22 protein-coding genes and 1 pseudogene are annotated in these 22,238 nt (G+C 55.4%); 11 read left to right on the top strand and 12 right to left on the bottom strand.

The features are described from left to right. Positions 1-257: 257 nt before the first annotated feature. From ACXJ5O_RS03850 to rpsF, 5 genes are all read right to left on the bottom strand, one after another. Positions 258-1,538 (bottom strand): class I SAM-dependent methyltransferase, encoded by a 1,281-nt coding sequence (locus ACXJ5O_RS03850; RefSeq protein WP_457298730.1) that lies wholly within the window; start codon positions 1,536-1,538, stop codon positions 258-260. 193 nt (positions 1,539-1,731) lie between these two features. Then, the gene (gene rplI / locus ACXJ5O_RS03845) at positions 1,732-2,301 is read right to left on the bottom strand and encodes a 50S ribosomal protein L9 (RefSeq protein ID WP_457298729.1); all 570 of its coding nucleotides are present in this window, start codon (positions 2,299-2,301) and stop codon (positions 1,732-1,734) included. A gap of 26 nt (positions 2,302-2,327) precedes the next feature. Further along, entirely contained in the window at positions 2,328-3,299 is a 972-nt protein-coding gene (locus tag ACXJ5O_RS03840) for a DUF2232 domain-containing protein (RefSeq protein ID WP_457298728.1), read from the bottom strand. Positions 3,300-3,500: 201 nt separating this feature from the next. Further along, positions 3,501-3,749 carry a 30S ribosomal protein S18 gene (gene rpsR / locus ACXJ5O_RS03835; protein WP_008128538.1) on the bottom strand — a complete coding sequence of 83 codons (249 nt, stop codon included), beginning with the start codon at positions 3,747-3,749 and terminating at the stop codon, positions 3,501-3,503. Next, positions 3,749-4,174: a 30S ribosomal protein S6 gene (gene rpsF, locus ACXJ5O_RS03830; RefSeq protein WP_106717052.1), complete on the bottom strand. Its 426-nt coding sequence runs from the start codon at positions 4,172-4,174 to the stop codon at positions 3,749-3,751. Before rpsF ends, rpsR begins: the two co-directional genes overlap by 1 nt. A 442-nt stretch (positions 4,175-4,616) precedes the next feature. On the opposite strand from rpsF, the gene fabD reads away from it, so the two are divergent. The 7 genes from fabD (at position 4,617) to gmk (ending at position 11,065) form a co-directional block, all read left to right on the top strand. Beyond that, positions 4,617-5,561, top strand: a complete 945-nt coding sequence (gene fabD / locus ACXJ5O_RS03825) for an ACP S-malonyltransferase (RefSeq protein WP_457298727.1) — start codon at positions 4,617-4,619, stop codon at positions 5,559-5,561. 13 nt (positions 5,562-5,574) lie between these two features. Continuing rightward, the gene (gene fabG / locus ACXJ5O_RS03820) at positions 5,575-6,312 is read left to right on the top strand and encodes a 3-oxoacyl-[acyl-carrier-protein] reductase (RefSeq protein WP_457298726.1); all 738 of its coding nucleotides are present in this window, start codon (positions 5,575-5,577) and stop codon (positions 6,310-6,312) included. 261 nt (positions 6,313-6,573) lie between these two features. After that, positions 6,574-6,810, top strand: a complete 237-nt coding sequence (locus ACXJ5O_RS03815; RefSeq protein WP_091880344.1) for an acyl carrier protein — start codon at positions 6,574-6,576, stop codon at positions 6,808-6,810. Between the two features lie 105 nt (positions 6,811-6,915). After that, positions 6,916-8,178, top strand: coding sequence for a beta-ketoacyl-ACP synthase II (gene fabF, locus ACXJ5O_RS03810; protein ID WP_457298725.1), 1,263 nt, complete (start codon positions 6,916-6,918; stop codon positions 8,176-8,178). Positions 8,179-8,250: 72 nt separating this feature from the next. Then, entirely contained in the window at positions 8,251-9,477 is a 1,227-nt protein-coding gene (gene mltG, locus ACXJ5O_RS03805) for an endolytic transglycosylase MltG (RefSeq protein ID WP_457298724.1), read from the top strand. A gap of 50 nt (positions 9,478-9,527) precedes the next feature. Beyond that, on the top strand, positions 9,528-10,415 hold the full coding sequence (locus ACXJ5O_RS03800; RefSeq protein ID WP_457298723.1) for a YicC/YloC family endoribonuclease: 888 nt from the start codon (positions 9,528-9,530) through the stop codon (positions 10,413-10,415). A 2-nt stretch (positions 10,416-10,417) separates the two neighbouring features. Next, positions 10,418-11,065 carry a guanylate kinase gene (gene gmk / locus ACXJ5O_RS03795; protein ID WP_224505714.1) on the top strand — a complete coding sequence of 216 codons (648 nt, stop codon included), beginning with the start codon at positions 10,418-10,420 and terminating at the stop codon, positions 11,063-11,065. Positions 11,066-11,073: 8 nt separating this feature from the next. Here the strand turns inward: gmk and rsmA are convergent, their stop codons facing one another. The 6 genes from rsmA to ACXJ5O_RS03765 all read right to left on the bottom strand — a co-directional run bounded on the left by rsmA (position 11,074) and on the right by ACXJ5O_RS03765 (position 18,652). After that, on the bottom strand, positions 11,074-11,895 hold the full coding sequence (gene rsmA / locus ACXJ5O_RS03790; protein WP_457298722.1) for a 16S rRNA (adenine(1518)-N(6)/adenine(1519)-N(6))-dimethyltransferase RsmA: 822 nt from the start codon (positions 11,893-11,895) through the stop codon (positions 11,074-11,076). Further along, positions 11,892-12,905: a 4-hydroxythreonine-4-phosphate dehydrogenase PdxA gene (pdxA, locus tag ACXJ5O_RS03785; RefSeq protein WP_457298721.1), complete on the bottom strand. Its 1,014-nt coding sequence runs from the start codon at positions 12,903-12,905 to the stop codon at positions 11,892-11,894. The genes rsmA and pdxA overlap by 4 nt, the downstream gene beginning before the upstream one ends. 15 nt (positions 12,906-12,920) lie before the next feature. Continuing rightward, positions 12,921-13,874, bottom strand: coding sequence for a SurA N-terminal domain-containing protein (locus ACXJ5O_RS03780; RefSeq protein ID WP_457298720.1), 954 nt, complete (start codon positions 13,872-13,874; stop codon positions 12,921-12,923). Between the two features lie 140 nt (positions 13,875-14,014). After that, positions 14,015-16,360 carry an LPS-assembly protein LptD gene (locus tag ACXJ5O_RS03775; protein WP_457298719.1) on the bottom strand — a complete coding sequence of 782 codons (2,346 nt, stop codon included), beginning with the start codon at positions 16,358-16,360 and terminating at the stop codon, positions 14,015-14,017. A gap of 1 nt (position 16,361) precedes the next feature. Continuing rightward, on the bottom strand, positions 16,362-17,450 hold the full coding sequence (lptG, locus tag ACXJ5O_RS03770) for an LPS export ABC transporter permease LptG (RefSeq protein ID WP_457298718.1): 1,089 nt from the start codon (positions 17,448-17,450) through the stop codon (positions 16,362-16,364). Beyond that, entirely contained in the window at positions 17,450-18,652 is a 1,203-nt protein-coding gene (locus ACXJ5O_RS03765) for an LptF/LptG family permease (RefSeq protein ID WP_114429440.1), read from the bottom strand. The genes lptG and ACXJ5O_RS03765 overlap by 1 nt, the downstream gene beginning before the upstream one ends. A gap of 286 nt (positions 18,653-18,938) precedes the next feature. On the opposite strand from ACXJ5O_RS03765, the gene ACXJ5O_RS03760 reads away from it, so the two are divergent. The 4 genes from ACXJ5O_RS03760 to ACXJ5O_RS03745 are packed head-to-tail and all read left to right on the top strand — an operon-like array spanning position 18,939 to position 22,092. Further along, positions 18,939-20,435, top strand: a complete 1,497-nt coding sequence (locus ACXJ5O_RS03760; RefSeq protein WP_457298717.1) for a leucyl aminopeptidase — start codon at positions 18,939-18,941, stop codon at positions 20,433-20,435. Positions 20,436-20,490: 55 nt separating this feature from the next. Then, entirely contained in the window at positions 20,491-20,940 is a 450-nt protein-coding gene (locus tag ACXJ5O_RS03755) for a DNA polymerase III subunit chi (protein WP_457298716.1), read from the top strand. Positions 20,941-20,947: 7 nt separating this feature from the next. Beyond that, on the top strand, positions 20,948-21,544 hold the full coding sequence (locus tag ACXJ5O_RS03750) for a hypothetical protein (RefSeq protein ID WP_457298715.1): 597 nt from the start codon (positions 20,948-20,950) through the stop codon (positions 21,542-21,544). Next, positions 21,541-22,092 (top strand): GNAT family N-acetyltransferase, encoded by a 552-nt coding sequence (locus ACXJ5O_RS03745; RefSeq protein WP_457298714.1) that lies wholly within the window; start codon positions 21,541-21,543, stop codon positions 22,090-22,092. Before ACXJ5O_RS03750 ends, ACXJ5O_RS03745 begins: the two co-directional genes overlap by 4 nt. Here ACXJ5O_RS03745 and ACXJ5O_RS03740 read toward each other — a convergent pair. Further along, positions 22,089-22,238 (bottom strand): annotated as a pseudogene (locus tag ACXJ5O_RS03740) (MarR family transcriptional regulator); the annotation flags it as partial. The gene ACXJ5O_RS03745 and the pseudogene ACXJ5O_RS03740 overlap by 4 nt on opposite strands.

Raw genomic sequence — 22,238 nt, 5'->3', positions numbered from 1 at the left:
CGACCCCTCCGTCATCCTCGGGCTTGACCCGAGGACCCACGGCAAAGGAGTGTCAGCTCGAGCAACGAACTCGACGGCATCCAGTTAGATGATTCGAAATTCGGGATTGAGAATAGCGCTGGGCTGGAATGCGTGGTGCAGTCGGTGGGTTCAATGCGTCTCGGCCGTGGGTCCTCGGGTCAAGCCCGAGGATGACGGAGAGAAGGTGCTTTGCTCGAACCGATCGGGAAGCTCGACACCATCGAACTATTGGAGCGTTACCGCCCAGCGACTGATTCCTTGGTTTCCACCTGGCTGTTGGCTGAGCTGCGTTCGCATTCGAGCCGCTTGAGCCGCTTTTCTTCCTTCTCTATATAGTTCCGGGTTATTGGCACGGCTTCCTGCCGGTGTGCGAGCTGGATCTGGAACACCACCAGATTCTGCCAGCGGAAAGCCGCTTCCGAAGCTGCAAGATAGAACTCCCACATGCGGCAGAACCGTTCATCGTAGATCGCCTTGGCTTTCTCGCGATTCGCCATGAATCGTTCGCGCCAGATACGCAAAGTGTCCGCATAGTGCAGCCGGAGAATCTCGATATCGGTGACAACGAGACCAGCCCTTTCGATGTGAGGCAGCACTTCCGAGAGTGCCGGAATATAACCGCCCGGGAATATGTATTTCTGGATGAAGGCGTTTGTATAGGAGGGGCCATCCGAGCGCCCGATAGAGTGCAGAAGGAATACGCCGTCCTTCTTCAAAAGCCGCGCGGTGTGCTGGAAATATTCCGGGAAGTGCCCGATACCGACATGTTCGAACATACCGACCGACACGATCCGGTCAAAGCTCTCTTCGATAGTCCGGTAGTCCTGCAAGCTGAATTGCGCCTGCGCCGTCAGGCCTTCTTCAAATGCGCGCTTGTTGGCGATACTGAATTGCTCTTGCGACAGCGTTACACCGGTCACATTGGCTTCGAGGTGCTTGGCGAGGTAGATTCCGAGACCGCCCCAGCCACAGCCGATATCAAGGATTTTGTGATCCTTTCGAACCAAAAGCTTGGCTGCGATGTGACGCTTCTTCGCCAGTTGTGCCTCTTCCAGCGTGGCATCGGGGCGTTCAAAGTAGGCACAGGAATACTGCATGTCCGTATCAAGGAACAACCTGTAGAGATCTTCAGACAGATCGTAGTGGCGCTGAACGTTGCTGGAAGCGCGCGTCAGCGTGTTCATCTGATGCAGCCGACGGGTAGCCCGGCGAATGCCTTCTATCGCCAGCATCCAGGGTTCCTTGGCGACAGTCGCCCCGGTATTTTCGAAGATAATCTTCAGGACGTCATAAATATCGCCTTCGAGAACATCGATATCGCCATTCATATAGGCTTCCGGGAAGTGCAGCGATGGGTCGAATGCGATCTTTCGTTCGGCCGCAGCGCTATTGATGCGAAAGGCGAATTGCTCTCCGGTTCCATCACCGAAGGTTTGAGATTTACCGGAAGAGTCTGTGATAACCAAAGTGCCAGTGTAGATCATCCGCGAGAGCGCGGCTTTTAGTATGGCATTCATGAACAATCTCCATCATTGACGATAGAGCTCGGCCATTAACAGGCTCGGGAGGTGAGCCGTGGTCGGGCGTGGTAGGACAAACAAATCTAATCTTTTTTTTGTTCCTGAAAAGCAAAAAAATACCCGGCACTGCTGCCGAGTACTTTCAAAATGTTGATGAGATCATTCGAAAGAATGATCTCTCGAAAAAAGATCAGGCGTTTTCTTCGCCTTCTTCGTCCTCATCGAAGAATTCGTCCGCAAGCGGAACTTCCTCGATACCGTAGATCGCCTCAGCGGAGGTAAGATCTTCGCCCTTTACCTGACGCTCGGCTTCATCTGCAGTACGGGCAATGTTGATCGTGACCGTTGCTTCGACTTCCGGATGTAGTGTCAGCACGATCTTGTGCAGGCCAATGGTCTTGATCGGAGTGTTCAGTTCAACCTGGTTACGGTTGATCGAGAAGCCTTCAGCGGTGATCAGATCAGCGATATCGCGTGTCGAAACTGAACCGTAAAGCTGACCGGTTTCGCCAGCCGAACGAACGGCGATGAACGACTTGCCGTCGAGCTTTTCGGCGATCGCCTGTGCTTCCGTCTTGCGTTCGAGGTTGCGTGCTTCGAGCTGCGCGCGCTGACCTTCGAACTTCTTCTTGTTGGGTTCGTTGGCACGAAGAGCCTTGCCCTGTGGCAACAGGAAATTACGGGCAAAGCCGTCCTTTACCTTGACTGTTTCGCCCATCTGGCCGAGGCGGCTGATACGTTCGAGAAGAATGACTTCCATTTGAATTATCCTTGTCTGTTCTAATGTTAGTTGTCGTTGTTAGGTGGTGTTGTATTCGCAGCCTTCGAAACCGGGGCGTTGCGCGACGTGTCGAACAAAYCGGCAAGAAGGAAGAGGAAAAGCACAAAGGCGAAAAGCAGAACCGCGAGGTAAGCGAACCATAGTGCCACTGGACGCCATGGTGCGCCGCGCGTTCTTGCATGCAGTATGGCGAAACCGGCCATAGTGAAACCGGCACCGAGTGCGCCGGCTATTGCCGTTGCGGCGTAGCCGATACCGCCCGGCAAAAAACAAGCAGCGCAAACGATGGCGAAGATGATAAGTGCGGAGCGAGGCATACGCAGCGCCCGCGGCCAGTCATCATGCGGTCGGCGTAGTTTGCCGGAAGCGGCCGTCAACCGCAGTGCCAGATAGAGATTGGCGACGATTATCGTCACCCATACGGCAGGCTGAAGGGCCGGCAGTACACGCACGACAAACAGTGCCATGCTCTGCGCAACATCGGCATTTGCGGCAAGTTCAGGGTTGCTCGCGGCAAGCTGCTGCCCCAGTGATTTCGCCAGTTCGCCTGCAAGTTCATCGCCAAATCCGACGAGCATTCCGATTGCAATGAAACTGGCTGCTACAATCAGCGCCAGGCGCAGCAGAGTATCGGCGAGCGGATACCAGACCATGACGTCCTTCGGTCCACCGATCTCATCGGCAGGGCGCGCCAGGCCGGTAAAATAAGAGGCAGCAGCGGCAGGGAGCGCAGTGATCAGGACAACGATAAGCGCCGCCATTGGCGCGGCAAGCACGGATACGGCAACAGCCATGGAAAGGGCGGCTATCAAGCCGGCGGCCGTACCCCAGCCGAGGGCGGCAACAAAAATAGGCAGCGGCGAAAACAGCAACAGCGCCATGGCGAGGGTCGATTGCGTGATAACGCCAACCGAAAGCAGTGCAGCGGCAAAGCCCGCCAACACACCCACGCCGATATCTTTTGCAGTCAGTTTCATTTCGCTCGCTGTCCTGCTTGTTTCAGCAGTTAGAGGCGGTCCTTAGACCACTACCTCAACTCGGGTTTCAATTTGTTTTGACGCAATCCCTGACGGAAAACCGGTTCCCACTTTTCCTGGAATTGCTTTGGTCCACCAGGCCCGCGCCCATCACGGATGGTGGAATGAGGCGGCGGGTCGAAACCCACCGCCTCAATTCTATTACTTTACAACGTATGGCAGCAGGCCGAGGAAACGGGCACGCTTGATCGCCTGGGCGAGTTCGCGCTGCTTCTTCTGGCTGACAGCTGTGATACGGGAAGGAACGATCTTGCCACGCTCGGAAATGTAGCGCGACAGGAGCTTCACGTCCTTGTAGTCGATCTTCGGCGCATTGGCACCCGAGAACGGGCAGGTCTTGCGGCGGCGATGGAACGGACGGCGGGTCGGGATCTGATTGATATCAACCATTATTCTGCTCCTTCACCGGCTTCGTCACGCGGACGGCGTGGACGGCGCGGACGGTCGTCGTCGCGGCCACCGAACTTGTTGTCGTCGCGGTCGCGGCGATCGTCACGGCGAGCGAGCATGGCCGACTGGCCTTCCTCGTGTTCGTCAACGCGGATCGTCATGAAACGCAGGACGTCTTCGTTGATGCGCTGCTGACGCTCGAGCTCGGCAACAGCTGCTGCAGGAGCAGTGATGTTGAGCAGCGAATAATACGCCTTGCGGTTCTTGTTTATGCGATAGGTGAGGGCACGAAGTCCCCAGCTTTCAATACGCCCGACTGAGCCGCCATTGGTCTCGATGATACCCTTGTACTGTTCTACAAGCGCATCGACCTGCTGCTGCGATATATCCTGTCGAGCAAGGAACACATGTTCATAAAGAGCCATTTGTCTTTGCCTTTCTTCGTTAATATTGCCCGGTATCAACGGTAAACCTCTGCGAATCTCTCTGCCGGAGACCGGCGAAGAAAGGACGCTGATGGAGACGATCGAGAGCGGAGACACGGGAGGCTGAAGCTCTTATGCTTCGACGGATCGAAATCCGGCCCTCCGTTCAGCCCCCAGCTGACGCCGAGCAATGAACGGGCGCTCTATACGGGCAAATGCCCAAATAAGCAACCCGGCCGGGAATTTTATCCGAACATGAGCATTTGACTTTTGTAAAACCAAGAAAACGTGAGCCCGTCGAACCACGCAAAGCAGCACTGCTAACTTTATTCAAACCATTCTTACAGTTTATAACTCTGGCATCAAAGCTTGACTTCGTGCTTGCCTGTAGGCACATCGCGCGACAGATTCACGCTATAAGCAACCTTTGGAGGCGCAGCTTATGTCCATTGCATTCACCTTTCCGGGTCAAGGAAGCCAGGTTGTCGGCATGGGCAAGGCTTTGGCCGAGAACTTCCCCGAGGCGCGTGCTGTTTTCGACGAGGTTGACGAAGCTTTGGGTGAGAAGCTGTCTTCGATCATCTGGGAAGGTCCCGAAGAAACATTGACGCTGACTGCCAACGCCCAGCCCGCACTGATGGCCGTATCCGTCGCCGTATTTCGCGTGCTGGAGTCCAAGGGCGTATCCTTGAAGGATAAGGTTGCCTATGTCGCCGGTCATTCTCTCGGCGAATATTCTGCGCTTTGTGCAGCCGGCACATTCTCGCTATCCGATACGGCGCGCCTCTTGCGCATTCGCGGGAATGCCATGCAGAAGGCGGTTCCTGCGGGCGAGGGCGCCATGGCCGCCATCATCGGCCTTGAACACGAAGATGTTGAGGCGATTTGCGCCGAAGCCTCAAAGCAGGGACCCGTCCAGATTGCCAACGACAATGGCGGCGGTCAGCTGGTGATCTCTGGCGCGAAAGGTCCTGTCGAGGCGGCGGCGGCGCTGGCATCCGCAAAAGGCGCCAAGCGTGCGATCATGCTGCCGGTTTCCGCTCCTTTCCACTCTGCTTTGATGGAGCCGGCCGCTGAGGCCATGCGCGTCGCATTGGCCAATGTTTCCAAAAACGATCCGGTCGTGCCGCTTATTGCCAATGTCCGCGCTGCGCCAGTCAAGTCTGCAACCGAAATCGCCGCATTGCTGGTTGAGCAAGTGACGGGACAAGTACGCTGGCGCGAGACGGTGGAATGGTTTGGCAATAATGGGGTCACAACGCTCTACGAAATCGGTGCGGGTAGAGTGCTGACTGGTCTTGCCCGCCGTATTAATAAGGACATCTCCGGTATTGCTGTCGGCACGCCAGAAGACATCGATGCGGCTGTTGCTGCCCTCAACGTTTAAAAAGGAACGCGCAATGTTTGATCTCACAGGCCGCAAGGCTCTTATCACGGGTGCGACGGGTGGTATTGGCGAGGCAATCGCTCGCGCGCTTCATGCACAGGGCGCAATCGTGGGTCTTCATGGCACCCGTGTGGAAAAGCTAGAAGCTTTGGCGTCTGATTTTAGCGATCGCGTCATGATCTTCCCGGCTAACCTTTCCAATCGAGATGAGGTCAAGGCGCTTGGTGAAAAGGCCGAAGCTGATCTTGGAGGCGTTGAGATACTCGTCAACAATGCGGGCATCACCAAAGACGGTCTGTTCGTGCGCATGAGCGATGCGGACTGGGACAATGTGCTTGAAGTCAACCTGACTGCGGTTTTCCGCCTGACTCGCGAACTCACGCATCCAATGATGCGCCGCCGCTATGGCCGCGTCATCAACATAACTTCGGTAGTGGGCGTGACAGGAAATCCGGGTCAAACCAATTATGTCGCTTCCAAAGCAGGACTCATCGGCTTCTCCAAATCGTTGGCGCAGGAAATCGCCAGCCGTAACGTCACGGTCAACTGCGTTGCACCGGGTTTCATCGAATCGGCAATGACCGACAAGCTCAACGACAAGCAGAAGGAAAGCATCATGTCAGCTATCCCGATGCGTCGCATGGGTACGGGCGCCGAAGTTGCTTCGTCGGTTGTCTATCTTGCCAGCACCGAAGCATCTTATGTCACCGGGCAGACCATTCACGTCAACGGCGGTATGGCGATGATCTGATCGGGTTTGCATCGATCGTATCCACCGGTATCGGTCTCAATCACATTTATGAGATTGAGACCGTGAATAAAGCGTGATAAGTCGCGCACCAGTCTGGGCAGTCAAATCGATTTGATGTCCTTTCAGTTCCGCAAGGAAAGAGCCGCAAGGACGGGTGTTTTAGCTGTTAAACAGGGCGGAACAACCATCTTATTGCTTGATTAGAGTCATCCGTGCCGCTAACCAAGGCATAGGGAAAAACAAACAGGTTGAGGTTTCCACATGAGTGATACTGCAGAACGCGTCAAGAAAATCGTTATTGAACATCTGGGCGTTGATGCCGAGAAAGTCACCGATGGTGCGAGCTTCATCGACGATCTGGGCGCCGACAGCCTTGATACTGTCGAGCTCGTGATGGCTTTTGAAGAAGAGTTTGGCGTCGAAATCCCCGACGATGCTGCCGAGACAATTCTGACAGTCGGCGATGCCGTCAAGTTCATCGACAAAGCGTCTGCCTGATTTTTGTTCGGCCCCGCAGCGATCGTGATATAAGGTGTTTAGCCTTGCTCGTTCATGCGTTGGGCCGGAAACAATCATGTTGCATTTGATAGTTAAGGATCTGCCATGAGGCGTGTTGTCATAACCGGCCTTGGGCTGGTTTCTCCTCTCGCATCCGGGGTTGAACTAACCTGGTCACGGCTCCTTGCCGGCCAGAGCGGCGCCCGGCGTGTGACGGAATTTGAAGTTGAAGATCTTCCTTGCAAGATTGCCTGCCGTATTCCGGTAGGCGATGGCTCTGATGGTACATTTAATCCTGACGATTGGATGGAACCCAAAGAGCAGCGCAAGGTCGATCCTTTCATTATTTACGCTGTTGCGGCGGCCGACCAAGCGCTTGCGGATGCCAAGTGGGCGCCGGAAAGTGATGAAGATCAGATCCGTACGGGTGTTTTGATCGGGTCCGGCATTGGTGGCCTCGAAGGCATTGTAGAAGCAGGCTATACACTTCGCGACAAGGGCCCCCGGCGCATATCGCCGTTCTTCATCCCCGGCCGTTTGATAAACCTGGCTTCCGGCCAGGTATCGATCAAACATAAGCTGCGGGGTCCGAATCATGCGGTCGTTACCGCTTGTTCCACCGGCGCACACGCTATCGGCGACGCCTCGCGTTTGATCGCATTCGGAGACGCCGACGTGATGGTGGCTGGTGGCACCGAGTCGCCAGTCAGCCGAATTTCGCTAGCCGGCTTTGCTGCATGCAAGGCGTTGTCCACTGCCAGAAACGACGATCCGACAACTGCCTCAAGACCCTATGATGAAGACCGCGATGGTTTCGTGATGGGTGAAGGCGCGGGCGTTGTCGTCCTTGAAGAGCTGGAACATGCCCTTGCTCGCGGTGCCAAGATCTATGCCGAGATCATCGGCTATGGCTTGTCCGGCGATGCTTACCACATCACCGCACCATCGGAGAGTGGTGAGGGCGCGCAGCGCTCTATGGAAATGGCTTTGAAGCGCGCAGGCATAACCCCGGACGATTTGGATTACATCAACTCGCACGGCACTTCGACGATGGCCGATACGATTGAACTCGGAGCGGTCGAACGCGTTGTTGGCGACGCCGCTTCGAAAATATCGATGTCATCCACCAAATCCTCCATCGGCCACCTTCTTGGTGCCGCTGGCTCGACGGAGGCTATTTTCTGCGTGTTGGCGATCCGCGATAATATCGCCCCTGCAACGATCAATCTCGATAAGCCTTCCAAGGAAACGAAGATCGATCTGGTTCCGCACAAACCGCGCGAACGCAAGATCGATATCGCGCTTTCCAATTCCTTCGGGTTTGGCGGTACGAATGCTTCGCTCGTAATGCGGCGTTATCAACAGTGATTGATTCCTTGGCGGAGCGCTCTCGCGTTTTTGCCATATTCACAATCGATTCTACCGGCGTCAGCCGGTATCATGTCCCGAGGTGCTTGCGTGAGCTCAGATCAGCAGTCTGAAGAGACAAACGGTTCAGCCGCCAACGCGCCGGATCGCAAGCCGATTGTCCCGCAATCGGCTTCCGAAGCGTTGCGTCCTGAACCGGGTACACCGCCACCTCCGCCGAAGCGACGCTCTCGCCGCGCTCGCAGCCAGATCGTTGTTTTTGCCAATTTCATGCTGTCGCTTGTCGTTCTGGTGGTTCTTGCTGCCGCGGCCGCTGTATACTTTGGCAAGCTGGCGTTCAATGAGCCTGGACCTAGCGATGTTACAACCAACTACGTTGTGAAGAGCGGTACCGGGATTGTTGAGATTGCCGACGGGCTGGAAAGGCGTAACATTATCAGTGATGCCCGGGTCTTTAAATATGGCGTTCAGGCCTATGGCCATCAGGGCGACATGAAGGCTGGCGAGTACGAAATCAAGGCGCATGCGTCCATGCGAGAGATCATGGATCTGTTGCGCAGCGGAAAATCACTGCTTCATTCGCTGACGATTCCCGAAGGACTTACCGTCGAGCAGATTTTCCAACGGGTGCGTGAGGATGACGTGCTTGTTGGTGATTTGCCGGCAATCATGCCGAGTGAAGGCTCGCTTTTTGCCAATACGATGCGCTTTTCTCGCGGTACAACACGCGAGGAACTCATTAAGAAGATGCAGGCCGATCAGAAAAAGCTGGTCGAAGACATATGGGAACGCCGCGATCCCAAAACTCCGTTGAAAACCATTGAAGAGTTCGTGACGCTCGCATCCATTGTCGAAAAAGAGACCGGCAAGGCGGACGAGCGTCCACGCGTCGCCGCCGTCTTCATTAACCGGTTGAACAACCGCATGCGCCTTCAATCCGATCCAACGATTATTTATGGCCTATTTGGTGGCAAGGGCAAGCCGTCGGACCGCCCGATCCTGAAGTCAGATCTCGAGAAGCCGACGCCTTATAACACTTATACGATCAATGGCCTGCCGCCCGGGCCGATTGCAAATCCTGGTCGTGACGCGCTGGAAGCCGTCGCTCATCCGTCACAGACCAAGGACCTTTACTTCGTTGCCGATGGCACTGGCGGACATGTATTTGCTGAGACGCTCGAAGAGCACAATGATAATGTGAAACGCTGGCGCGAGGTCGAGAAGAATCGTCTCGATGAAGCCGCCAAGGCGGCAACCGGTGACAAGAATGCATGGCCGGACGCAGACAACGGAAATTGATACTGGAAAGGCCCGAGGAAGTTCAGGGCCTTTCGTTCCAGGGGGTAGACATGTCATTGCAAAGCATGACGGGATTTGCCCGTCACCTCCGGAACAGCGCCGGGGTGCAAATCTCGTGGGAAATCAAGTCGGTTAACGGCAAAGGTCTCGACGTGCGGTTTCGCCTGCCAGCAGGCCTTGAAACGATCGAGCAGAAGGCCCGTATCCTTTTTAGCCAACATTTCAAGCGCGGTAATTTCCAGGCGGCCGTTACCGTCGATCGCAGCGCGGGTGTTGCCAAGGCGATCATCAACGAACCACTTCTGAAGGAACTGGCGGCGATCGCTGCACGTCTGCGCGAAGATTACGGTCTGGCAGCATCCACGCCGGAGGGCCTCATGGCGCTCCGCGGGGTCCTGGAGGCGCCACAGGAGACCGCCGATCCTGAAGATCAGCACAAGATAGAAGAAGCAGTACTGGCGGTTCTGGACGAGACACTGGTTCAACTGGCGCACAATCGCCAGGCCGAGGGCAAGGCGCTGGGCGAGATTTTGACTGTACAAATCGCGGCGATCGAGATGCTGGTGGAACAGGCAAGGCTTGATCCAAGCCGCTCGTTTGATGCAATTCGCTCGCGTCTGGCTGCACAAGTTTCGCTGCTGCTCGATGCCGCTCCCGCATTGGACGAATCGCGGCTGTATATGGAGGCGGCATTCCTTGCGACGAAGGCTGACATCCAGGAAGAGCTCGACCGGCTGGAGCTGCATGTCACCGCCGCCCGTGATCTTCTGAAGGAAGGCAACGGTGTAGGCCGCAAGCTTGATTTCCTGACACAGGAATTCAACCGCGAGGCGAATACGCTCTGTTCCAAGGCCAACGCGGCTTCGATTACATCGATCGGACTTGACCTGAAGGCTGTTGTGGATCAATTGCGCGAGCAGATACAGAATCTGGAGTGACCATGCACAACAGCATCAAGAGACGCGGTCTTATGCTCGTCCTGTCATCGCCGTCCGGCGCTGGCAAGTCGACGATTGCCCGAATGCTGCTTACGCACAAGGAAGAATTAGATCTCGCGCTTTCGATCAGCGTGACGACACGTCCGCGCCGCGCCAGCGAAATCGATGGCGTCCATTATCATTTCATCCAGACACGCGAGTTCGAGCGGCTGCGCGACAGCGACGCGTTGATCGAATGGGCGGAAGTCCACGGCAATTTCTATGGCACCCCGCGGGAGGCCGCGGAAAATGCGCTCGCGGATGGTCAGGATATGCTTTTCGACATCGACTGGCAGGGTGCGCTGCAGTTGCAGGAGAAGATGAAAGGCGATGTTGTCAGCATTTTCATCCTTCCACCATCCATGGCCGATCTAAAAGAGCGGCTGCATCGGCGTGCCGAAGACGCTGAGGACGTGATCAATATGCGGCTGAACAATGCCCGTAACGAGATAGAACGTTGGCGCTCTTACGACTATGTCATAGTCAACGAAGATCTGGACCGCGCCTATCATCAGGTCCAGTCGATCGTTACCGCCGAACGCCTGCGCCGTGACCGCTGCCCAGGTCTGTTCGATTTCGTCAGCAGTCTTCTTGATGAAAAGCTGGACTAGGCTCTGACCTAGAGCGCATTCGCCAACGCTACGAACTCTTCGATTGAAAGCGTTTCCGCCCGGCGCGTCGGGTCGATCCCGACCTTGGCAAGCAAAGCCTCGCCGCCTAGCGATTTGATGCTTTGCCGCAGCATCTTGCGCCTCTGGCCGAAGGCAGCCTGGGTTACACGTCCAAGCACTGCCGCATCGCAGGCGAGCGGGGCAACACGGGGCACCAGATGGACGACCGAGGAAGTCACTTTTGGTGGCGGTGTGAATGCTTGCGGCGGGACGTCAAAAGTAATTTTCGCCTCGGTTCGCCAGCCAGCCAGCACCCCGAGACGGCCATAGGCATCCGAACCCGGGCGCGCGACGATCCGCTCCGCCACTTCGCGTTGAAACATCAGCGTCAGCGACGCATAGAACGGTGGCCATGGTTCACTAAGAAGCCAACTGATCAGTAATTGTGTACCGACATTATAGGGGAGATTGGCGACGATCTTCACATTGCTGCCGTCTGCTAGCGCAGAGAAATCCGTATCCAGGGCATCGCCGGCAATGACGCGAAGCCGGCCTTGGTAATGATCGGATATTTCCTGCAAGGCGGCCAAGCAGCGTTCATCGCGCTCAATGGCGATAACATTGGCACCTTGGGCGAGAAGGGCACGCGTGAGGCCGCCAGGGCCGGGTCCCACCTCGATGACAGTCTGATCCTTGAGATCGCCTGCCTGGCGTGCAACTTTCCCCGTGAGGTTCAGATCGAGCAGAAAATTCTGGCCGAGAGACTTCTTTGCCATCAACTCATGGCGTTGGATAACTTCGCGAAGCGGTGGAAGGCTATCTATGCTCATGTGTCGAGTGTGCGGTTTGCCGCCAGTTCATCAGCAAGCCGCAGCGCTGCAATGAGGCTGTCAGGCTTGGCCCTGCCGGATCCTGCGATATCAAAGGCTGTGCCGTGGTCCGGCGAGGTACGTAMGAAGGGCAAACCGAGCGTAACATTGACGCTGTCATCGAAACCCAGCGTCTTGGCGGGGATCAGTGCCTGGTCGTGATACATACAGATGGCGGCGTCATAGGTGGCTCGTGCAGCGGCATGGAACATTGTATCCGCCGGGAGAGGCCCACGCGCATCGATACCTTCAGCACACAGCGTTTCCACCGCCGGACGCACGATGACTTCGTCTTCCATACCCATACTGCCGCCTTCGCCCGCATGCGGGTTCAACCCGGCAATGGCAAGCCGTGGGTTGGCGATGCCGAACTGACTTTTGAGCGCCAGCGCAGTGATCCGGCAGACAGTCAGGATCGTCACTGTGTCGAGAACAGCAGGAACCTTGTTTAAGGCAATGTGAATTGTTACGGGAACTGCCCGTAGCAAGGGTCCAGCCAGCATCATTACCGGCGTTACAGCATATCCCAGGTGCTCACCGGCAAGATGTGCCAAAAACTCCGTATGACCCGGAAATTTGAAACCAGCCTCATAGAGCGGCTTCTTGGCGATAGGGCAGGTGACAACTGCGCGTGAGCGGCCTGCGAGCGTCAATGCCACGGCCTCTTCAATCGCCTCTATCGTTCCTGCCGCATTTTCGGACAGTGGAATGCCGGGTTGATCCGATTGCCGGTTCTTCAGCGGCACGATTGGCAGCGCCTCGTCGAATATAGCCGCCGCGCCCTCAGGCGTTGTGATTTCCRGTGGAACATTCACGCCAAGCTGTACGGCGCGCGAGGCGATTAATTCCGCGTCCGCGAGCAGAAAAAACGCAGGAAGCTGCATGTGCCTGCGCAATATCCACGCAGCGAGCGCGATGTCAGGCCCAATGCCCGAAGGATCACCGGAACTGACGGCGAGAGCGGCTTTCATGCCAGTGCAATCCCATCATTCAGTGACGATCTTCGCCTTGCTGCGCAGTTCCTCGAGATATTTCTTGTCGACAGCCTCAGCTGATGCATCCGGTTTGCCGTCACCCGCCGCTGCTGTTGCTTCCTGGGAAAAGACAAGGCGGGCCACGCGATCGTCGGAGACTTGACGGGTTGCGCACACGCCGAGAAATTCGACGCCCTTATCCGTATCCAAGGTCGTCGTCGCATGGCCGACCGGTGTGGATATGACCAGCTTCGACCATTCTGGCGGCAGTTCCTGCTCTACGAATTTGCCGAGATCGCGCACTGTGACATCCAGCGTGCCCTTGGCGATATCGCGGGTTGTCTGGCAGCCGTTGAAACGGCCACGCATGGCGTTGGCTTCGCCTCGCCGTTTGGCGAGAATGCCGCGATTATTGGCAGGGACAACGAATATCACCTGCTGCAGTTGATATTCGGTAGAAACGGGCTTCTTCCCGCCGTCCTTGAGCATGCGTTGCACGGCATCCTGCTCGGACACCCTGGTTCCACCCTGTGTGCGGTTACGGGTGGCGAGCGCGCGGCCCCAACTCATCTGCATTCGGATATATTCTTTGAAGTGCTGCGGTGTCACACCGGACTTGTCCAATACGCCGTTGAGCTGATTGAGCGTCATCTTGTTGTTGGTAGCAAAGCGCGTATAGGCGTCGTTCACTTCGTTGTCAGAAACAAGCAAATTGAGACGTTTCAATTCCTGGCGTTTGAGCGCGTCGTTGGTCAATTCATCCCGCGCCTGCTGGGTAAGGTTGCCCTTTTTATGCTGAAGTTTCAGAAAGGCAGCACGCTTTGAAATATCGTAGTCGGTGATAGCGGCGCCATTGACGACAATCTTGATCTCGCTTGCTGCAGCAGGCAATGTCACGCCAACCGCCAGAACAGAGCTCAATGCAGTGATCATCGCCGCTGCAAGAATATGCTTCCTCACCATCATTTCTCAACTTGTCCGATCATGGACCATTTTCGCGAAATGGACCGTGTTTTTCTTCTTTTGATGTTCATTTCCTCTTTATTGTCGCTTTACTAAGGCAAAAGCATGACTGGCCGCAAGTGCGGCCAGCTTAGACAATAAGATTAGATCCCGCCGATATCGACTGGCTTGCCGATTCCCCACAGGGTCCGGAAAGAGATATTGAAGCCAAACGTTGAGGTCTTGTCGCCCTCGACGTTTTCGACTGTAACCGGTTGCTCCTGAGTGTAGTACATGCTGTACGTGAAACACTCGTCATCATAGGCAAGTGCAGCGGTACGCTTTACGAGCGTACTCGACACAAGATCATACGTTGCAGAGCCGAGGAGCCGCCAATTTGGCGTCAACTTGGCCTGTCCGCCGACAGTGACTTCCTGGCGGTCGTCGGGGAAACCATAGGTTTCCTGTGCGGCGATGAAAGCGTATTTCACATAAACAGAGCCGTATTTACCAGCGGTCGTGGTTGCCACTGTTGCACGCTTGACTTCAAAATCGTCCTTATCGAATCTTCCGCCAGTGGTGATATTGAACGCGCCCTTGTTTGCACCGATCATTGCAACATAGTCGGAACGAGCCGATTCCAGTCCGGATTCGGCACCAGCATTGACAAAATCTGGCGATGCAAAGGAATTGAGCCCACCTAGCTGGAACGATTGGCCTGCAATACCATTCAAGCCCCAGCCATTGTTGAAAGTGCCAGAGTAGCGGAGACCAAGATTGGCACGGGTGCCACCTTCGACACGATCATATCCGGAGAACTTGTCGCGTTCGAACAGGTTCGATGCATCGAATACGAAACTCTGTGCGTCCTCATTCGGCATCTCACCCGCATAGGGTTCGTTGTTGCGAACGAAAAGCTGGGCTGTCGGCTCGAGCACGTGAGTCGAGTTAGCTGCTGTAAACAGGATCGGCCATTTCGTCTCAAGACCGGCGGTAGCCATCGGACGGAAAGCATCAGAACGTGTGACACCGTCTGTGTTGGAATCGACATACATACCATCGCCTCGCAGGGCGAGAAGTGGGGTGATGACCAATCCGCTTGGGGTGATAAACGAGCGTTTCCATTCGGCTTCCCCGGTAATACGGCCGTCGTCACCTTCTATGCCTGCTATGTAACCAGTCCGATCGACACCGCTGAAATTTCCGTCAAATTTGTCGCGATGCAGTGCCTGCAAATTCAAATTGAAATTGAGTTCGCCGCCCGCAACGGACTGCGTTGGCGTATAGGCATAGTCGAGGCTAGGTAGCACCCAGGGTTGCTTCTGTTCCGAGGAACTCGGATTGGAATCTTCGAAACCCTCCTGGACATGGAACCGGTAGAGACTGAGATCGAAATAGTTACGGTCGTGCAGACCGCGGAGATAGACGTCGTCGGTAATATTATAGTTGTCATAGTTTTCGATGCCGTAGCGATAGGCAAAAGCCTTGTCCGACTGAGCAAGGACATTCCAGCCGAAAGTCCAGCGCGGATTAATATTAAACGCACCCGTCGATCCGATCATTCCCCGTGTCGTAGCATTTTCGTCGACCTCGTCGCCGGCAATGCTCTCAAACGCACCAGGATCCTGCTGGTCGATGCCAGCAAGCTTGATCGTATATTGACCATTGGCCAGCCGGTGACGCCATTCAGCCTCGCCCAGGAAACCCTGCTGCGTATAGTAGGTCCCCTGCAACGTCAGGTCATAGTTGGGAGCCAGTGCCCAGAAATAGGGCACTGTTATGCCGGTGCCGAGTTCCGTCTCATGGCGATAGCTCGGTATGAGGAAACCGCTCTTGCGCTTGACTGTAGGGTCGGCGATTTCGAACGCCGGCAGGAATGCCAGCGGCATGCCAAACATTTCGAAGCGGCCACGCTCAAAGCGAATGGTCTTCTTCTTGCCGTTCCAGATGATTTTCTGGGCGCGAACCTGCCACAGCGGCGCCCGGTCGGGTTTTGCCCGGCAGGGCTCGCACGCGGTGTAGATACCATTGTTGAATGTCGTCAGTTCGCCGCCGATGCGCTCCGCGCTCTCTGCTGCAAAGCGGGTATTGTCAGCTGCTTCAACGCGCAATGCATTGACGAAGCCTTCCTTGAAATCGTCGGTAACATCGAGATTTTCCGCATAGATGCGGTTGCCGTCTTTCTCGACGATCTCGACCTTGCCTTCCGCTTTGAGGCGGCCGGTGTTCTGGTCATAGGTGACCTTCCGCGCTACGAGGCGGTTTCCGTCATAATCGATCTGCACGCCACCGACCGCTGAAATGGTCTTGGCGTTGATGTCATAGACAAGCTCATCCGACTCCAGCAGCAATTGTGCGTTTGGATCCGTTTTTACATTTCCAACAAGTGCATCACCCGTCTGGGCGTAGGCTGGGAGCGAAATCCCGCCCGCAAGGCATAGCAAGGCCGTGCTGCACGCAAGCCGTGCAAGCCACGCCGGCAACACCGAGCGCGTTAAATTCAATCCCACTCTAACCATCCTCCTTGTGCAACAGAAAGGAGACCCCAAAAAATGTTGCAATCAACACGGGTGTCCATGCGGCAACAAAAGGCGGAACGAATCCCGCATTCCCGAATGCCTTGACCACAACAGTGACGACATAAAGCACGAAGCCTGCGAGGACGCCACCCAGAATCATCGTCCCCGATTGTCCAAACCGGACAAATTTCAACGAAACGGTTGCAGCGATTAAAGTCATCGCCATCAGCAGAGCCGGCAAAGCCAATAAAGACTGGAAATGCATGTCAAAAGCGTTGGCTGGATAGCCAAAAGAGCGAGCTGCGGCAATTTTGTTACGCAGCTCAAAAAAAGGAATGGTCTCGGGCCGCGCGAGGCTTTCTTCAACGAATTCAGGGCGCAGATGGGTTGGAATGCGCACGGTGTCCAAGGAAACCGGCGTCTCTCCTAACACAAATTTCGTCACCTGATTCAGCTGCCAGAAACCGTCATCCAGATCAGCGCTCTTGGCGTCCAGTCGCTCGGTAACGTCCTGGTTCTTGTCAAGTCGAATGAAAACGGCGTCGACCAAACGCAATCCACGGTTGACGATCGACTTGGAGCCGATGATCGTTTCGCCCTCTTCGGTTTTCTGCCGCAACCAAGGGACACGATCTGCCGATACATCATTGGCTTTTCCGGCGCGCCAGTTTGCCGTTATCTGTTCGCTCCGCTCAAAACCATAGGCAGCAAGCGGATTGACGACCAGCACAGCCGCCAGGCCGAAAAGAAACGCGCCCGTACAGGCGGGCAGAAGAAATTGCCAGGCCGAAACGCCGACAGAACGCGCGACCACCAGTTCATATTTGCGATTGAGCGAAATTAGCGTCGCCATCGCTGCAAACAGCGCGATGAATGGAAACACCTGCTGCATGATGTAGGGGATGCGCATCACCGACAGCCCAAAGGCACGGATCGCAGAATAATCGGGCAGCGCAGACAGTTTTCCCGATAATTCAGTGAAGTCGAGGATCAGGGCCAGCGCAAAGCTGCCCATCAGGAAATAGCATGTGATCGTCACATAGCGGAGGAAGAAGTAGCGCCCGAGCGTCCAGCCGATCATTACCGGTGTCCTCCGCGCTTGCGACCGAACAATCTTGCTCCGGCGCTCGCAAATGCCACCTGCCTGGTTTCAAAAGTACGTTTGAACCAGTTACTCCACGTTGTCGGGATGCCGATCTGGCGATTGGTTGCAAGCGCATAGATCGCGGAAAGCGCTGCGAGAATTGGAATTGCGAAGAGCATTGGCAGCATCGAAGCGTTCTTGTCCGTGCTCTGCCCGGTCGAGTATCCCAGCCAAAATACAATGAGACTGATCGTTATCGCCGTAAATGAAGCGGATATGCGCGCTTCGCGATGAGAGCGCGAGTCAGCGGCTGCGGCGAGGGAGATCAGCGCAAATACGATCGGGTACATCCAGTCCGTCAAGCGCTTGTAGAGCTCGGAGGTATAGCGAAGCGGACGCTGTTGATATTGTTTGTCGTTCGGATCCGGATTCATGAGGTAATCGAGAGGCCGGTCCTTCGGAAAAATCGTGGCCTCCTTGTCGTCCGACGAAAGAAATGCCGCGAGATCAAGAGCATAGGTATTGAACTTAATGATGGACACATTGCCGGTCTGCACATCGCGTCGATGAACCTCACCATCCTTCATGATCAGCAGGCCCTGATCGGCGGTTTGGACGACTAGGCCTTCCTTGGCGTAGTAAATAAGATCCGTCGTCTTGTCACGGGAATCGGAAACGAACAGGCCCTGGATCGTGCCATTGGAATCGCGGTTCTCGATCTGGAGGTAGAGGTCCGTATCGATTTCCCGGAACGAGCCTTGTTGAACCACGAGATTGATCACATCGCCCCGCGCCTCGGCCACCATTTGGCGCATGTTCATCTGCGAATACGGCACAACGAAGTTGGAAATAAGGAACGATGCAGCTGCGATGACGATCGCAAAAAGCATGACAGGACGGATCACGGCGGAGCGTGGCGCGCCCGCCGCATTGATGACCACCAGTTCCGAATCCTGGTTCATCGTCGAAAGCGTTTGCGTCACGGCAATCACCAGAGCAAACGGCATCACCACGGGAAAGGCGGATGGAAGCAGATTGGAACTGAATTTTAGAATATAGTAGAAGCTCTGTCCGCTGGTTGTCAGAAAATTGATACGACCGAGCACCTGGACGATCCATGTGATTCCGACCGCTGAAAGCAGAACGGCAAAAAACATGACGACGATCCGTCGCAAGATGTATATCTCAATCAGGCGCATGTCATGTTTCGCAAAAAGAGTTCCGCCACCTTGTTCGACCAGCCGTTCATTAAAGCCCGACCGTTCAATCTATGCCATGGGAGCCAAGGCATTATTTTGAGCTTTATGGGACGAACCCGTTACATGTTCAATAAACCCGACATATGTTCAATCTAGTCAGGCTTGGCTAAAAATAGGCGAAGAAAGCTAGTTAACAAGGTCTTAGTCAATCCCTTCACGATCACCCCCTTCATTCATCAAGATCGACGATCATGAAAGTCACATTTTTGTTCAAACCGGAGATATCATGTCCAAACGCCCATCCATCAGTTTCGCAAAATATGCAGCCGTCGAAAGCGGCACCGCAATCTTGCTCGTTCCCGCTGAAGGCAAAGCAGCTGCAGAAGCCGAATCTGTTGTCGGACAGGCATTGCTGTCGCGTATCATCAGCGTCTCGGATTTCAAGGGAAAACTTGCAACGAGCCTATCTACCCTTGCTCCAAATGGTACAGAACTGGAACGGCTGGTGCTTGTGGGTAGCGGCGATCCGGCCAAGCTCAAGGGCGACGATTGGCTGAAAATCGGTGGCGCGGCATTTTCAAAAATCGGAAAATCCAAAAATGTCTCGGTGATCCTCGCGCTACCCGGCACAGATATCTCAGCCGAAAACGCTGCCGATTTCGCTCTGGGTATGCTTCTTCGCTCCTACACATTCGATAAATACAAGACAAAAAAAGGCAAAGACGAGAGCGAGAAGGAAGATAAATTCGTCGCTGCCATCACTATCCAGGTAGCGGACCCTCACGCCGCGAAAAAGGCATTTGCTAGTGCCCAAGCGGTGGCGGATGGCGTTATTCTTGCCCGCGATCTGGTCAACGAACCTGCCAATATTCTCGGTCCAGTCGAATTCGCCGAACGTGTCGAAGAGTTGAAAAAGCTCGACGTCAAGGTCGAGATTTTGACGGAGAAGGACATGAAGAAGCTCGGCATGGGCTCGCTGCTCGGTGTCGCACAAGGGTCCACACGTCCGGCGCGCATCGCGATCATGGAATGGCACGGCGAGAAAAGCAAAGACAAGCCGATCGCCTTTGTCGGCAAGGGCGTGACCTTTGATTCTGGCGGTCTGTCGATCAAACCCGCTGGCGGCATGGAGGAAATGAAGGGCGATATGGGCGGTGCCGCCGCAGTCACCGGCCTTATGCACGCACTTGCCTCGCGCAAGGCCAAAGTCAATGTCGTCGGTGTCATCGGGATTGTTGAAAACATGATCAATGGTGATGCGCAGCGCCCTGGCGATATCGTCACGTCTATGTCGGGCCAGACGATCGAAGTGCTCAACACCGATGCGGAAGGGCGACTAGTCCTCGCCGATGCGCTTTATTATTGCAATGATCGCTTCCAGCCCAAGTTCATGGTCAATCTCGCGACCTTGACAGGCGCCATCATGGTGGCACTCGGCGTTTATCAAGCGGGGCTGTTTTCCAATGACGATACACTTGCCGCGCAGCTCTTCGATGCCGGCCAGGCAACCGGCGAAAGGCTGTGGCGCATGCCACTCGGCGCCGAATACGACAAACTCATCGACACCAAGAATGCCGACATGAAGAACATTGGCGGGCGTCATGGTGGCGCAATTATCGCCGCGCAGTTCCTGAAGCGCTTTGTGGGCGATACGCCTTGGGCCCATCTCGACATTGCCGGCACCGCAATAGGCGCGCCAACCAATGAGTATAGCCAGTCTTGGGCCTCGGGCTACGGCGTTCGCCTTCTCGACAGGCTGGTTCGCGACAATTTCGAAGGGTAGAAGTTAAAAGGGACTGGCTTGACGTGAGCCAGTCCTTTCACACAAGACTGCACTCATGACCGAAATTCTCTTCTACCATCTGACTGAATCGACACTGGAGAACGCATTGCCGGGTCTCGTCGAGCGTTCGCTCGATCGCAAATGGAGAGTCGTCATCCAGACAGGTTCCGAGGAGCGGCGTGACAGTCTCGACAATCATCTTTGGACCTGGTCCGATGCGTCTTTTCTTGCGCATGCGACTGACCAGGAGCCTCATCCGGAGGAGCAGCCAATCATCCTGACAACAGGTTACGGCAACGCCAACAACGCGACCGTGCGCTTTCTTGTCGATGGAGCCGAGCCGCAGAATGTCGAAGCCTATGAGCGGCTGGTTCTCATGTTTGATGGCCACGACCAGCAACAGCTTGAGCAGGCGAGGGCGCAATGGAAACTGTTGAAAGAACAGGGTCACAAATTGACCTACTGGCAGCAGAACGCCGAAGGGCGTTGGGAAAAGAAAGCTTGAGAAACTGTTGATGCGTCCGCTTTTGCTACTTCTCTTGATCGCTGGAATTGTGCTCGGGATCGGATATCCTTGGGTGGTCGCCAATTTCTCGGGAGAAGAAATCGGGTCATGGCGCGTCTATGATCGCCCCGGTCCCTACAAACCCGTCGCCGTCACCTTGACCGCGGGCGACGCTCCGGTGCGCGCCTTCGTCGATATGCAGCCTTTGCGAAATTTCGTCCCCTCCATAGGGCGTTCGGCATTGACAGCTGTCGTCACGCGGCAAGGCAAGGACGTTCTTGTTAGGACCTTGAACTACGAGAACAGCAAAGCGGCCAACAGGGGCTCGCCGCAGGGCCCGCAGGTCTATCGCGACAGCATTGGAGATATCGATCCGGTGGAAGATGGCGATTATGTCTTCACCATCGGACCTGGCGATTTCGATGGTCTCGAGGTGGCGGAGGTTGATCTTGTCTTGCGCAAGGGCGCGACGGCCGTCGACTGGCGAGCCATGCCTGCTGGCATCGCGCTGATTGTGATCAGTCTTTTTGGGCTCGTTCGCCTGAGACGCAGTCGCAAGGCAGCAGCAAGCAATGTACCACCTCCGCCCAAGTGGGGCAGATGATGGTGGATCAAGCAGGGACCTTTCCAAAGATCCTTACCGAAAGACTTCGGTTACGCCGTTTTGAGCCAAAGGATGATGTCGGGCTCCACGCCTGTATTGGAGATGCAAATCTCGTGCGCTACTGGGATTTTTCTGCCTGCAAGAATATTCAGGAAACCCGGAGCTGGGTACGGGTACTCGCAAAGACCACGTCACCCAATGAATCCATCGCTTGGGCGGTTGCCGAAAAGGACAGCGATAATTGCATCGGCATGGTCAATTATCATCACCGTGAGCCGCTCAATCGCCGCTTGGAGATCGKCTACATTCTTCGATCGGAATGGCACGGCCGGGGGCTAATGAGCGAAGGGGTCCAAGCGGTGATGTCCCATTGCCTCGGTAAGCTGAATACCCACCGTATCGCAGCAGTTATTCATCCCGACAATGCCCCGTCCATCAGGCTGGTGACGCGACTTGGATTCGCATGCGAGGGCGGGCCGCTGCATGATTACTGGCGTGTTGGCAACAACTATATGAGCCCCATGCTTTACAGCTTCATCGCCAACTAATCCTCATTGTGCTTTCCGACGATGCGGTAGGCACAGCGCCGGGCACCTTTCAATATATGCTCGAAACGTTTGACCTCGACATTCGGCCCAAGCGCCGCCTGAAACACCTCGAGCTCTGACCGGCATAATTTCTGGCAGGCTTTGGC

The organism is Phyllobacterium sp. P5_D12, assembly GCF_054049495.1.
This window is presented reverse-complemented; position numbering and strand designations above follow the sequence as displayed.